Raw genomic sequence first — 13,285 nt, forward strand, 5'->3', positions numbered from 1 at the left:
TAGTGTAATGGAAAGAAAAAGGCCCGCCGCCGCGTAGCGGACAGACGGGCCTGAGCCGGGGCGCGTTATCGCGGCCCGGACATCAGCGTGTTATTCGCCAGCCGGTTTACGCGGGCGACGGCGGCGCGGCGGTTTGCCGTCCTGAGTGCGCGCTTTCGGCGCCTCGCCGTCCTGACGGCGCGGGGCATTATTCTGGCTGCGCGGCTGTCCGCTGCGTCCCTGACCTTGCCCACGACCGCCGCCGCGCTGCTGGCGACCGTTCTGGATAGGTTCGGCTTTAATGGACGGATCCGGCTCATAGCCGGCAATCGCGATGCGCGGGATCTCTTTTTTCAGCAGGCGCTCGATATCGCGCAGCAGCTTATGCTCATCCACGCACACCAGCGATAAGGCTTCGCCGGTGGCCGCCGCGCGACCGGTACGGCCGATACGGTGGACGTAATCTTCCGGTACGTTCGGCAGCTCGTAGTTCACCACGTGCGGCAGCTCTTCGATATCCAGACCGCGGGCGGCGATATCGGTCGCCACCAGCACGCGAATGCCGCCGGATTTAAAGTCGGCCAGCGCGCGGGTACGCGCTCCCTGGCTCTTGTTGCCATGGATCGCCGCGCTGCGGATGCCGTCTTTGTTGAGCTGTTCCGCGAGGTGGTTGGCGCCATGCTTGGTACGGGTAAACACCAGCACCTGCTGCCAGTTGCCTTCGCCGATAAGCTGCGACAGCAGTTCACGCTTGCGGTTCTTGTCAACAAAATGGACGTGCTGGGTGATCTGCTCGGACGCGGTGTTACGACGCGCCACTTCCACTTCCAGCGGGTTGTGCAGCAGTTTCTCGGCCAGGCCCTTGATCTCGTAGGAGAAGGTCGCCGAGAACAGCAGATTCTGTCGACGCGCCGGCAGTTTGGCCAGTACGCGACGGATGTCATGGATAAAGCCCATATCCAGCATGCGGTCCGCTTCGTCCAGCACGAGGATTTCTACTTTATCAAGACTGACGGCGTTCTGATGTTCAAGATCCAGCAGACGGCCCGGGGTGGCGACGAGGATGTCGACGCCGCCGCGCAGCTTCATCATCTGCGGGTTGATGCTCACGCCGCCAAAGACCACCAGCGAGCGAATATTCAGGTATTTACTGTAATCGCGGACGTTCTCGCCCACCTGCGCCGCCAGCTCACGGGTCGGGGTCAGGATCAGCGCGCGCACCGGACGACGGCCCTTTGCGTGCGGCTCATTCTGGATCAGGCGCTGCAGCAGCGGCAGGGTAAAGCCCGCCGTTTTACCGGTGCCGGTCTGGGCGCTGGCCATCAGGTCACGGCCCTGCAGTACCGCCGGGATCGCCTGCTGCTGGATAGGGGTCGGCTCAACGTAGCCCTGCTCAGCGACAGCGCGCAGGATATCGGGATTCAGGCCTAGGGAATCAAAAGACATAACAACTCCGAACCGCCCCGGCCCGGTGAAGGGCGTAGTTTTCAGGGAGATTATTGCGATAAGAGATGGCAAAAACCACAATGCCATGAAGGGGCGCAGTCTAGCAGATTTTGTGACAGGCCGCATAAAATCTGCAAAAGAATGCCGCGCCTGGCTGGCGGGCATGAGAAGGCCGCTGAGCGCGCTCAGCGGCCAGTGGGCCATAGCAGCGCGGTTAACGCAGACGATACTTAATTTTTTCGACAATCTTCGCGGTGGAGATGCCGTAGCGATCGTGGAGGGTCGGCAGGGCGCCGGCTAACAGGAACGCGTCGGGCAGCCCCACGCTATCCAGCTCACAGCGTACGCCCTTACGCATCAGCAGCGCGGCCACCGCTTCCCCCAGGCCGCCGACCGCGGTGTGGTTCTCCGCAGTTACCACCAGGCGGCCCGGCTTCGACGCCTGTTCAATAATCGCTTTCTCATCCAGCGGTTTGATGGTCGGCACGTGCAGAACCGCCACGCCGATATTATCGGCCCGCAGCTTTTCAGCCGCCTCCAGCGCGCGCATGGTCATCAGCCCGGAGGAGATAATCAGCACATCGTTGCCGTCCTCCAGCAGCTTCGCCTTACCCAGTTCGAACTGATAGTCATATTTATCCAGCACCAGCGGCACCTTACCGCGCAGCAGACGCATATACACCGGCCCCTGGTGATCGGCAATGGCCGGTACCGCCTGCTCTATCTCCAGCGCATCGCAAGGATCGACGATAACCATCCCGGGGATACCGCGCATGATCGCCAGATCTTCGGTGGCCTGATGGCTGGGGCCATAGCCGGTCGTCAGGCCCGGCAGCGCCGCGCAGATCTTCACGTTCAGATGCTCTTCGGCGATGACCTGGTGAATAAAATCATAGGCGCGACGGGTTGCAAAGGCGGCATAGGTGGTGGCGAAAGGAATAAATCCCTCCTTCGCCATCCCCCCTGCCGCCGCCATCAGCAGCTGTTCGGCCATGCCCATCTGGAAAAAGCGATCCGGGAAGACCTGGGCGAAAATATGCAGGTCGGTATATTTTGACAGATCCGCAGTCATGCCGACGATTTCCGGGCGCTGCGCCGCCAGTTTTGACAGCGCGACGCCGAAGGGCGCAGGGACGGTCGCCTGGCCTTCATCAGCAATCGAGGCGATCATCGCCGACGTTTTTAAACGGGGTTGACTCTGGCTCATTACAGCACTCCTTCCGGTTTGTTAGCGTCCAGCACCGCGATCGCTTTTTGCCATTCGTCGGCATCGACGCGAATAAAATGGTTTTTATCGCGGGTTTCGAGGAACGGCACCCCTTTGCCCATCAGCGTGTCGCATAAAATGACCCGCGGCTGATTGCCGGAATAACTTTTCGCGTTGTCAAAGGCGGCCATCACCGCCGGCAGATCGTTACCGTCCACGCGCTGTACGTACCAGCCGAAGGCGGCCCATTTATCCTGCAGCGGCTCAAAGCCGAGGATTTTGCGTGAATCGCCATCAGCCTGCTGTTTGTTGACATCGACAAGGTTAATCAGGTTGCTCAGGCCATAGTGAGCCGCCGACATCGCCGCCTCCCAGGTCGACCCTTCGTCCAGCTCCCCATCGGACATGGAGTTGTAGACCCAGGCCTTACTCTGTTTCTGCCGCAGCCCGAGCGCCATGCCGACGGCGATAGACAGCCCCTGCCCCAGCGAGCCGCCGGACATCTCCATCCCCGGGGTGTAGGTCGCCATGCCGGACATCGGCAGGCGGCTGTCGTCGGAGCCGTAGGTTTCCAGTTCGGCTTCCGGGATAATGCCCGCCTCCAGCAGCGCGGCATAATAAGCGATAGCGTAATGGCCATGAGAGAGCAGGAAGCGATCGCGCCCCTCCCACTCGGGATCTTCCGGGCGATAGGTCATGGCATGGCTGAAGGCGGTGGCGAGCACATCGGCATAGCCCAGCGCCTGGCCGATATAGCCCTGCCCCTGCACTTCCCCCATTTGCAGGGCGTAACGGCGAATACGCCACGCCGCCGCGGCGACTTTTTGTGATTCGGTCATCTTCATCTGTTTGCCTCGCTTAGTGAATTAACATGCCGCCGTTAACGTCCAGGGTGATGCCGGTGGAGTAGGAGGAAAGATCGCTGCCGAGGAACAGCGCGGCGCGCGCGATGTCTATCGCGTCGCCAAGGCGGTTCATCGGAATGCCGGCAAGAATGTTGGCCGTCATGTCATCAGTCAGCTTGCCGGCGGTAATGTCGGTCTGAATCAGCCCCGGGGTGATGCAGTTAACGCGGACGTTATCCGGGCCAAGCTCGCGCGCCATCGCCCGCGCCAGACCCAGCACCCCGGCTTTTGCCGCGCTGTAGTGCGGTCCGCCAAAGATACCGCCGCCGCGCTGGGCGGAGACGGACGAGATGCAGACGATGCTGCCGGATTTTTGCGCCCGCATGGTGGGGATAACCGCCTGCGACATCAGCAGCGTGCCGCGCAGGCTAACATCAAGCACCGCGTCATAGTTGGCGCGCTTGATATCCATCAGCTTCAACGGCTGGGTAATCCCGGCGTTATTGACCAGTACATCAACCCGACCGTATTTCGCCAGGATCTGTTCGATGGCCGCCTGCACCTGCACTTCATCAGCGACGTTGGCCGCCAGGCCGAGATGGCCTTCGCCTAATGCCGCCGCGGCGGTTTTACTGGCTTCGCCATTGAGGTCGATAATGACCACTTTCGCGCCGTTTTCGGCGAATAATTTCGCAGTCGCGAAGCCCAAACCGCGTGCGGAGGCCGCGCCAGTAATAATGGCGACTTTATCTTTTAATAACATAGTTTCACTCCATGACATTACGTCATATTAATTAACAGGATATATTTCCGTTATTGTGGTTCATCGAGGAAAAGAATCACCACCAAACCAATGGCGGCGCAGATACCAAAATAGGTAAATACAGAATTAAAACTTCCGGTTTTATCAAGCAAGAAACCAGCCGCCATCGGCGCGACAAATCCACCGAGGTTGCCGCCGCTATTAATTATGGAAGAGGCGATTGGATAGGTTTTGCTATCCGAAACGGCCATACCGTACGCGGTAAAGGCTGGCCAGCCGATATTTAAACAAAAGCCGACAAAGAATAATCCAATACAAACTGCCAGGGTGCTGGCCGGGATATTCAGCATAATTAGCATCATGACCACCGTTGACACCGCAGTGAACATCATGGTGGGTTTACGCCGGCGGCCTAATAGCTTATCCGAAACCCATCCGCCGCCGATCGCGCCAATAAAGCCGCCGATGCACGGCATACTGGCCACGAAGCCCATACTCATTACATCGAAACCGCGCTCTTTGACTAAATACAGGGGGATCCAGGTTAATAATCCGTACAGCACGCTAACCATCATAAAATACGCCAGGCAGTCACCGAGAATATTTTTTGAGGTGAATAAGCCTTTCGCCGTATCAATTGGCGCCATTTTCTTTACCCGAATGATTTTATCCAGCCAGGTGAATCTTTCGGCAATTAAGATATTTTCGCGTACGCTATTATTATGACTTTCACGCCCGGCATTAATCTCTGCCAGTTCGCTTTGGGAAACAAATCCGCTCTCAGCAGGCTTGGATTTGACCAGCAGATACCACGCGATGGCCGCCACAATTCCGGGTATAGCAAAAGAGAAAAAGACCCACCGCCACCCCCAGGTCACCGCAATCCACACCGCCAGCGGCGGCACAATAATCGGCGCAAACATGGTCGCCGCGATGTAAACGCCGGTTGCCGTGGCTTTCTCTTTTGGTGGAAACCAGTTATTTATGGTGGAAGCCAGCCCCACCGGGCAAGGCCCTTCGCTCAGCCCCAGTCCCAGCCGCACCAGCTTCAGGCCAAACACGGAGCTCACCGTGCCCATCAGCCAGGTAAAGGCGGAGAAGCCGAAAATGGAGAGCGATACCAGCCCCCGGGTACCGCGTTTGGCGATGAAAAAGCCGGCCGGGATCTGGCTTACCGCATAGCCGAGGAAAAACATACTGGCGATGGCCCCGGCTTCAAAATTATTGATATGAAACTCATCAATGATGAAAGGCAGTACCGCGCCAATATTCGTTCGGTCGGCGTAATTGATGGCATACACCAGAAAAATCATCGTCAAAACCACGAAACGATATTTCGTTTTCCTGGCGTCAGTACAGACCAGCGTATCTATACGTGACATAGGGTTTCCTCGTTTTATACCTCATCCACTTCGCTGTAAGCTGCCGCTTCGGATCACCGCGTTTTACTATCCATACAGGAGCAAGAGATAAATGCTTTTCGCCAGCGAAACAGGTGGTTAGGTGTTTTATAATTGCGATGCAAGCACATCGCAGTTTGTTATCAGGCCTGTGAGAGGAATATAACAACCCCAAAATGAAACGGTATTCAAAAAACCTCAATTATGATTGAGAAAAATTGAGTTAGTGACTTCCCGCAAATTTTTAGCGTTTTCTGACCTGCGCGCTTTTAACAAGATAAATTGTTAAGCCCATCACAAATTAACGTTGTTTTTTCGCTTTTCCCTATGCTGTACATCCCGGCTGCGCCACGCTGTTCGCTATTTTCTTTTATTCGCGCCCCGCGCAGGATGCCACCATGAGCCAACCGCTACCCAATAAAAATCTGCCGATGCCCTCTTTACGCAATATCCAGGCTTTTATTGAAGTCGCCGCTACCGGCAGCCTTAATCTGGCCGCAGAGAATCTCAATATTACCGCCTCGGCGGTCAGCCATCAGATAGCCAGCCTGGAGCACTTTCTGGGGAAAAAACTGTTCTCCCGCAGCAGCAAAGGCGTCACGTTAACGGCGGTGGGAGAAAAATATCTCAAAGAGGTCTCCGGGGCGCTGAATATGATTGGCCAGGCCACCAGCCAGGTGATCAACGATATCCATCAGGATTATTTACGCATTCATTCGGCGCCGAGCTTCGGCCTGCTATGGCTGATGCCCCGTCTGGATAAATTCCGCCAGGCGTGGCCGGCGTTAAAAATCAGCCTGACCTGTTCATACGAAAGCATCCAGTTCTCCCGGGATAATATTGATATCGATATTCGTCACGGGCTGTCACAGTGGCCGACGCTGCTGGTCAGAACCATTAAAAATGAGCGCGTCCTGCCCTACAGCGCAGCGTCTTATTTAGCCTGCCATCCTGTGCAGGCTGTGGAAGATCTGCTGGCCTGCGATCTGATCCACTCCGACAGCACCTTGATTAACTGGAGCAACTGGCTGTCGTGGCACAAGGTCCGCGGCTGGCATAAAAACTTCATTTTTAATTTCGACCGGTCATATATGAGCATCGAGGCGGCCAGAATGGGGATGGGCGTGATCCTCGAGAGCAATCTGCTGGCCGGCGGACACGTGCGCCAGGGACAGCTGACGCCGGTATTTGCCGACGAGCGGAGCATGCCGGTCGGCGCGCACCACTTCGTCCTCCCCCACGCTAATGAACAGAAGGAGAAGGTCCAGCGCTTCTTCGCCTGGGTCGCCGGAGAGCTGAAAGAGGAAGGGTTCCATATTTGATCCCGGCTGGTGGACAAACCGCCAGTCGGCGCCTAAAGTTAATCAATCGATTGATTAATTTTTACCGAGCGCGATGACCAGTAAAGGCGAACAGGCAAAAAATCAGCTTATCGCGGCCGCTATCGCCCAGTTTGGCGAGTACGGCCAGCACGCCACCACCCGCGATATCGCCGCCCAGGCCGGGCAGAATATCGCCGCTATCACCTATTATTTTGGCTCGAAAGACGATCTGTATCTTGCCTGCGCCCAGTGGATCGCCGATTTTATCGGCGACAATTTTCGCCCGCAGGCCGAAGCGGCGGAGCACCTGCTTGCCGGGGAAGCGCCGGATCGCCAGGCGATCCGCGACCTCATCCTTAGCGCCTGCCACAACATGATCCTGCTGCTCACCCAGGACGATACGGTTAACCTAAGCAAATTCATTTCCCGTGAGCAGCTGGCGCCGACCGCCGCCTACCATCTGATCCACCAGCAGGTGATTGCCCCCCTGCACCATTATCTCACCCGGCTGATTGCCGCCTGGACCGGCTGCGAAGCCAGTGATACGCAAATGATCCTCCATACCCACGCCCTGCTGGGCGAGGTGCTCGCTTTCCGTCTCGGGCGTGAAACTATCCTGCTGCGCACCGGCTGGACGCAGTTTGACGCGCAAAAAACGGAACAGATTTTCGAAGTCATTACCTGTCATATCGATTTCATCCTGCATGGGTTATCGCAAAGGAGTTTGGGCTGATGAAAAAACCCGTCGTCGTCATTCTGCTGATCGTGATTCTTCTCGCCGCGCTGGGCGGCGGCTGGTGGTGGTACCAGAGCAGCCGGCAGCAGCCGCTGACCCTGTATGGCAATGTCGATATCCGCACCGTCAACATGAGCTTCCGCGTTGGCGGTAGGCTGGCCTCGCTGACCGTCGACGAAGGCGACAGCATCCGCGCCGGGCAAACTCTCGGCGAGCTTGACCGCGCGCCGTATGAAAACGCCCTGCTGCAGGCGCAGGCCAACGTCTCCACCGCCCAGGCGCAGTATGACCTGATGATGGCCGGCTACCGCGCGGAAGAGATTGCCCAGGCCGCGGCGGCGGTGAAACAGGCGCAGGCCGCTTACGACTATGCGCAAAACTTCTATCAGCGCCAGCTCGGGCTGCGCGCCAGCAGCGCCATTTCCGCCAACGATCTGGAGAATGCCCGCTCCTCGCGCGATCAGGCGCAGGCAACGCTCAAATCGGCGCAGGATAAGCTGCGTCAGTATCGCGCCGGTAACCGCCCGCAGGAGATTGCCCAGGCCAAAGCCAGTCTGGAACAGGCGCAGGCGGCGCTGGCCCAGGCCAAACTGGACCTGCACGATACCGTGCTCACCGCCCCTTCTGACGGTACGCTGATGACCCGCGCCGTCGAGCCCGGCACTATGCTCAACGCCGGCGGTACCGTACTGACCCTGTCGTTAACGCATCCGGTGTGGGTCCGCGCCTATGTTGACGAGAAAAACCTCGGCCAGGCGCAGCCGGGACAAGAAGTGCTGCTCTATACCGACAGCCGGCCGGATAAGCCCTATCACGGCAAAATCGGTTTTGTCTCGCCGAGCGCTGAATTCACGCCGAAGACCGTCGAGACCCCGGATCTGCGCACCGATCTGGTCTACCGTCTGCGCATTGTGGTGACTGATGCCGACGGCGCGCTGCGCCAGGGAATGCCGGTGACCATCTCCTTTAGCCACGGGAACGGACATGAGTGAGACCGTCATCGCCTTAAACGGCCTGAGCCGCCGTTTTCCCGGTATGGACAGGCCAGCGGTAGCGCCGCTCACCTGCACGATCCGCGCCGGCTACGTCACCGGGCTGGTGGGGCCCGACGGCGCGGGGAAAACCACCCTGATGCGAATGCTCGCCGGATTGCTCAAGCCTGATGAGGGCCGCGCCAGCGTGATAGGCTTCGACCCGCTAAAAGACGACAGCGCCCTGCACGCGGTGCTCGGCTATATGCCGCAGAAGTTCGGCCTGTATGAAGATCTGACGGTGATGGAAAACCTGACCCTGTACGCCGACCTGCGCAGCGTCACCGGCGAGGCGCGGAAGAAAATTTTCGACCGCCTGCTGGAGTTCACCTCCCTTGGTCCATTCACCGAACGGCTGGCAGGCAAGCTTTCCGGCGGGATGAAGCAAAAGCTGGGCCTCGCCTGTACCCTGGTGGGCGATCCGAAAGTACTGCTGCTCGATGAGCCCGGCGTCGGCGTCGACCCTATCTCGCGCCGCGAGCTATGGCAGATGGTGCACGAGCTGGCCGGCGACGGCATGCTGATCCTGTGGAGCACCTCCTATCTCGATGAAGCCGAGCAGTGTCGCGATGTGCTGCTGATGAACGAAGGCAAACTGCTCTACCAGGGTGAGCCGACGGCGCTGACGCAAACTATGGCCGGGCGCAGCTTTCTGGTTTCTAGCCCGCAGGAGAACAACCGCCGCCTGCTGCAGCGGGCGCTGAAGCTGCCGCAGGTTAGCGACGGGGTGATCCAGGGCAAATCGGTGCGTCTGATCCTGAAAAAGAACGCGCGCATTGAGGAAGTCCAGCAGCATGGCGACATGCCGCCCCTGCAGGTGGCCGACACCGCGCCGCGCTTTGAAGATGCGTTTATCGACCTGCTCGGCGGCGCCGGGACCGCTGAATCGCCGTTGGGGGCGATTATCCATCACGTTGACGGCAGCAAAGAGGAAACGGTCATTGAAGCCCAGTCGTTAACGAAAAAGTTTGGTGATTTCGCCGCTACCGACCATGTCGATTTCCAGGTTAAGCGCGGTGAAATTTTCGGCCTGCTCGGCCCCAACGGCGCCGGGAAATCCACCACCTTCAAAATGATGTGCGGCCTGCTGGTGCCCACCTCCGGCAAAGCGCTGGTGCTGGGAATGGATCTCAAGGTCAGCTCTGGCAAGGCGCGCCAGCATCTGGGCTATATGGCGCAAAAATTTTCGCTGTACGGCAACCTCAGCGTCGAGCAAAACCTGCGCTTTTTCTCCGGCGTCTATGGCCTGCGCGGCCGGGCGCAAAATGAAAAAATCGCCCGGATGAGCGATGCCTTTGGCCTGAAAAGTATCGCCCGCCACGCCGCCGACGAGCTGCCGCTCGGCTACAAGCAGCGGCTGGCGCTGGCCTGCTCCCTGATGCATGAACCCGATATTCTGTTTCTCGATGAACCCACCTCCGGCGTCGATCCCCTTACCCGCCGCGAGTTCTGGCTACATATTAATAGCATGGTTGATAAAGGCGTGACGGTAATGGTCACCACCCACTTTATGGATGAGGCGGAATACTGCGACCGCATCGGGCTGGTCTATCACGGCAAGCTTATCGCCAGCGGGACCCCGGATGCGCTGAAGGCCCAGGCGGCGGACGACAGCCAGACGGACCCAACCATGGAGCAGGCGTTTATTACCCTGATTAACCGCTGGGACAAGGAGAATAGCCATGGGCAATAGCATTCTCTCCTGGCGGCGGGTCCGCGCCCTGTGCGTCAAAGAGACCCGGCAGATTGTGCGCGATCCCAGCAGTTGGCTGATCGCGGTGGTGATCCCCCTGCTGCTGCTGTTTATCTTCGGCTACGGCATTAACCTCGACTCCAGCAGGCTGCGGGTCGGCGTATTGCTTGAGCAGCAGAGCGAAGAGGCGCTGGATTTCGTCCATACCATGACCGGCTCGCCCTATATCGATGCCACCGTCAGCGACAGCCGCAGGCAGCTGATTGAGATGATGCAGGCCGGGCGCATCCGCGCCATGGTGGTCATTCCGGTGGATTTCGACCGCCAGATGGCCCGCCCCGGCGCCGACGCACCGCTGCAGCTCATCACCGACGGCAGCGAGCCCAATACCGCCAACTTCGCTCAGGGCTATGTGGAAGGTATTTGGCAAATCTGGCAGCAGCAGCGGGCGGAAGACCGCGGCGAAACCTTTGAACCGCTGATCGACGTGCAGATGCGCTACTGGTTTAACCCGGCGGCTATTAGCCAGCACTTTATTATCCCCGGGGCGATCACCATCATCATGACCGTGGTCGGCGCCATACTGACCTCGCTGGTGGTGGCCCGCGAATGGGAGCGCGGCACCATGGAGGCGCTGCTGTCGACGGAGATCACCCGCGCCGAACTGCTGCTGTGCAAGCTCATTCCCTACTATTTCCTCGGCATGCTGGCGATGCTGTTGTGTATGCTGGTGTCGGTATTTATTCTCGGCGTGCCCTATCGCGGCTCGCTGCCGATCCTGTTTGTCATTACCAGTCTGTTTTTGCTCAGCACCCTGGGGATGGGGCTGCTGATCTCAACCATTACCCGCAACCAGTTTAACGCCGCGCAGGTGGCGCTGAACGCCGCCTTTTTACCGTCGATTATGCTGTCCGGGTTTATTTTCCAGATAGACAGTATGCCGGCGGTGATCCGCGCGGTGACCTATGTGATCCCGGCGCGCTATTTCGTTAGTACTCTGCAAAGCCTGTTTCTGGCGGGCAATATTCCGGTGGTGCTGCTGGTCAACGTGCTGTTTTTGATTGCGTCGGCGGTGATGTTTATCGGTCTGACGTGGCTGAAAACCAAACGGCGTCTGGATTAGGTTTTGTCCGGTGGCGCTGCGCCGACCGGGCCTACGGTTTAAACAACATCGATTATACGGTTCGCCGATCCCGTAGGCCGGGCAAACGCAGTGCCGCCCGGCGTGGTTGAATGGGCCAAAGGAGCTATTATGTTTCACCGTTTATGGACATTAATCCGCAAAGAGCTGCAGTCGCTGCTGCGCGAGCCGCAGACGCGGGCGATTTTAATCATGCCGGTGCTGATTCAGGTGCTGCTTTTTCCCTTTGCCGCGACGCTGGAGGTGACCAACGCCACCATCGCTATCTACAACGAGGACAGCGGTCGCCACGCGGTGGAACTCACTCAGCGCTTTGCCCGCGCCAAAGCCTTTACCCACGTCCTGCTGCTGCAAAGCCCGCAGGCGATCCAGCCGACCATCGATGAACAAAAAGCTCTGCTGGTGGTGCGCTTCCCGGCCGATTTCTCGCGCAATCTGGATAACTATCAAACCGCCCCGCTGCAGCTTCTGCTCGACGGACGCAACTCCAACAGCGCGCAAATCGCCGCCAACTATCTGCAACAGATTGTGAAAAACTATCAGCAGGAGCTGCTGGAGGGTAAAGCGAAGCCGAACAACAGCGAGCTGGTGGTGCGCAACTGGTACAACCCGAATCTCGACTATAAATGGTTCGTGGTGCCGTCGCTTATCGCCATGATCACTACCATCGGGGTGATGATCGTCACCTCGCTGTCGGTGGCTCGCGAGCGCGAGCAGGGCACCCTTGACCAGCTGCTGGTCTCCCCCCTTGCCACCTGGCAAATTTTCGTCGGCAAGGCGGTGCCGGCGCTGATCGTCGCCACCCTGCAGGCAACTATCGTGCTGGCGATTGGTATCTGGGCCTATCAGATCCCGTTTGCCGGCTCGCTGCTGCTGTTCTATTTCACCATGGTGATTTACGGTCTATCGCTGGTGGGCTTTGGCTTATTGATTTCGTCGCTGTGCGCCACCCAGCAGCAGGCGTTTATCGGCGTGTTCGTCTTTATGATGCCGGCTATTCTCCTGTCGGGGTACGTCTCACCAGTGGAAAACATGCCGCAGTGGCTGCAGGATCTGACCTGGATAAATCCCATCCGCCACTTTACCGATATCACCAAGCAAATTTATCTGAAGGATGCGAGTCTGGAGATTGTGTGGGGAAGTTTGTGGCCGCTACTGGTCATAGCGGCCACCACCGGCTCAGCGGCGTATGCGATGTTCCGAAGGAAGATTGCGTAATACCCGTCATCGTTCAAACTACAACGGCGTTGGCTTTCCTTACTCACCCCAGTCGCATAGTTATCTATGCTTCTGGGGATTCGCTGCGTTGCCGCCTTGTTGTAGCCCGAACGCTTTAGGGTAACGGCTCTTATCTTTCGCCAGCAGCGAGACCACCGCCGGGCCTGCCAGTATCACCAGCCCGGCGAGGGCCAGCAGCAGGTTGTTGTGCAGCACGCGCGACAACAGCCACAGCGCTATCATGGCCGCGCCGAAGTACCAGGTCGTGGTGAGCTCCTCAAGGAAGTCTCCCACATCGCGCCAGCGCGCCTCATGGTGACGCTGTAAAAACAGCATCGCCAGCAGCGTGACGCTGTAGAGGACGCACAGTCCCAATCCGACACGCACCAGCGCGCCGCTCATCCACCCCATCACCAGTACTGCCACGACCAGTAGATGCAACATAATCTGCCAGCAACTAAGACCCGTTGCGACGCGTACACGTTGTTGCCACTTCATGGCTTC

General features: G+C 58.4%; 13 protein-coding genes. 6 read left to right on the forward strand and 7 right to left on the reverse strand.

The features are described from left to right. Positions 1–90: 90 nt before the first annotated feature. The 6 genes from rhlE to AB1E37_RS17360 all read right to left on the reverse strand — a co-directional run bounded on the left by rhlE (position 91) and on the right by AB1E37_RS17360 (position 6,047). A complete protein-coding gene (rhlE, locus tag AB1E37_RS17335) occupies positions 91–1,425 on the reverse strand; it encodes an ATP-dependent RNA helicase RhlE (RefSeq protein WP_117116857.1) in 1,335 nt (444 codons plus the stop codon). Between the two features lie 214 nt (positions 1,426–1,639). Then, positions 1,640–2,632 (reverse strand): transketolase family protein, encoded by a 993-nt coding sequence (locus AB1E37_RS17340; RefSeq protein WP_032447428.1) that lies wholly within the window; start codon positions 2,630–2,632, stop codon positions 1,640–1,642. Continuing rightward, positions 2,632–3,477, reverse strand: a complete 846-nt coding sequence (locus tag AB1E37_RS17345) for a transketolase (protein ID WP_002895753.1) — start codon at positions 3,475–3,477, stop codon at positions 2,632–2,634. The genes AB1E37_RS17340 and AB1E37_RS17345 overlap by 1 nt, the downstream gene beginning before the upstream one ends. 13 nt (positions 3,478–3,490) lie before the next feature. Beyond that, the gene (locus AB1E37_RS17350; protein WP_002895750.1) at positions 3,491–4,240 is read right to left on the reverse strand and encodes an SDR family NAD(P)-dependent oxidoreductase; all 750 of its coding nucleotides are present in this window, start codon (positions 4,238–4,240) and stop codon (positions 3,491–3,493) included. Between the two features lie 50 nt (positions 4,241–4,290). Continuing rightward, positions 4,291–5,622 carry an MFS transporter gene (locus AB1E37_RS17355; RefSeq protein WP_002895749.1) on the reverse strand — a complete coding sequence of 444 codons (1,332 nt, stop codon included), beginning with the start codon at positions 5,620–5,622 and terminating at the stop codon, positions 4,291–4,293. Positions 5,623–5,909: 287 nt separating this feature from the next. Beyond that, positions 5,910–6,047: a hypothetical protein gene (locus AB1E37_RS17360; RefSeq protein WP_004142057.1), complete on the reverse strand. Its 138-nt coding sequence runs from the start codon at positions 6,045–6,047 to the stop codon at positions 5,910–5,912. On the opposite strand from AB1E37_RS17360, the gene AB1E37_RS17365 reads away from it, so the two are divergent. The 6 genes from AB1E37_RS17365 to AB1E37_RS17390 all read left to right on the forward strand — a co-directional run bounded on the left by AB1E37_RS17365 (position 6,039) and on the right by AB1E37_RS17390 (position 12,781). Then, complete coding sequence (locus AB1E37_RS17365; RefSeq protein WP_004147689.1) at positions 6,039–6,962, forward strand: LysR substrate-binding domain-containing protein; 924 nt, start codon at positions 6,039–6,041, stop codon at positions 6,960–6,962. The two genes, AB1E37_RS17360 and AB1E37_RS17365, sit on opposite strands and share 9 nt — an antisense overlap. Positions 6,963–7,035: 73 nt before the next feature. Then, entirely contained in the window at positions 7,036–7,695 is a 660-nt protein-coding gene (gene cecR, locus AB1E37_RS17370) for a transcriptional regulator CecR (RefSeq protein ID WP_002895746.1), read from the forward strand. Continuing rightward, positions 7,695–8,690: a secretion protein HlyD gene (hlyD, locus tag AB1E37_RS17375; RefSeq protein ID WP_002895745.1), complete on the forward strand. Its 996-nt coding sequence runs from the start codon at positions 7,695–7,697 to the stop codon at positions 8,688–8,690. Before cecR ends, hlyD begins: the two co-directional genes overlap by 1 nt. After that, positions 8,683–10,422, forward strand: coding sequence for an ATP-binding cassette domain-containing protein (locus tag AB1E37_RS17380; protein WP_004223782.1), 1,740 nt, complete (start codon positions 8,683–8,685; stop codon positions 10,420–10,422). Before hlyD ends, AB1E37_RS17380 begins: the two co-directional genes overlap by 8 nt. Next, entirely contained in the window at positions 10,412–11,545 is a 1,134-nt protein-coding gene (locus tag AB1E37_RS17385; protein WP_002895739.1) for an ABC transporter permease, read from the forward strand. Before AB1E37_RS17380 ends, AB1E37_RS17385 begins: the two co-directional genes overlap by 11 nt. A gap of 129 nt (positions 11,546–11,674) precedes the next feature. Further along, entirely contained in the window at positions 11,675–12,781 is a 1,107-nt protein-coding gene (locus AB1E37_RS17390) for an ABC transporter permease (RefSeq protein ID WP_004142068.1), read from the forward strand. Between the two features lie 60 nt (positions 12,782–12,841). Here AB1E37_RS17390 and AB1E37_RS17395 read toward each other — a convergent pair whose 3' ends face one another. After that, entirely contained in the window at positions 12,842–13,279 is a 438-nt protein-coding gene (locus AB1E37_RS17395; protein ID WP_004176793.1) for a YbhQ family protein, read from the reverse strand. Positions 13,280–13,285 lie beyond the last annotated feature (6 nt).

The sequence above is a fragment of the Klebsiella sp. Shm-1 genome, assembly GCF_040804525.1.
GTDB lineage: Bacteria > Pseudomonadota > Gammaproteobacteria > Enterobacterales > Enterobacteriaceae > Klebsiella > Klebsiella pneumoniae.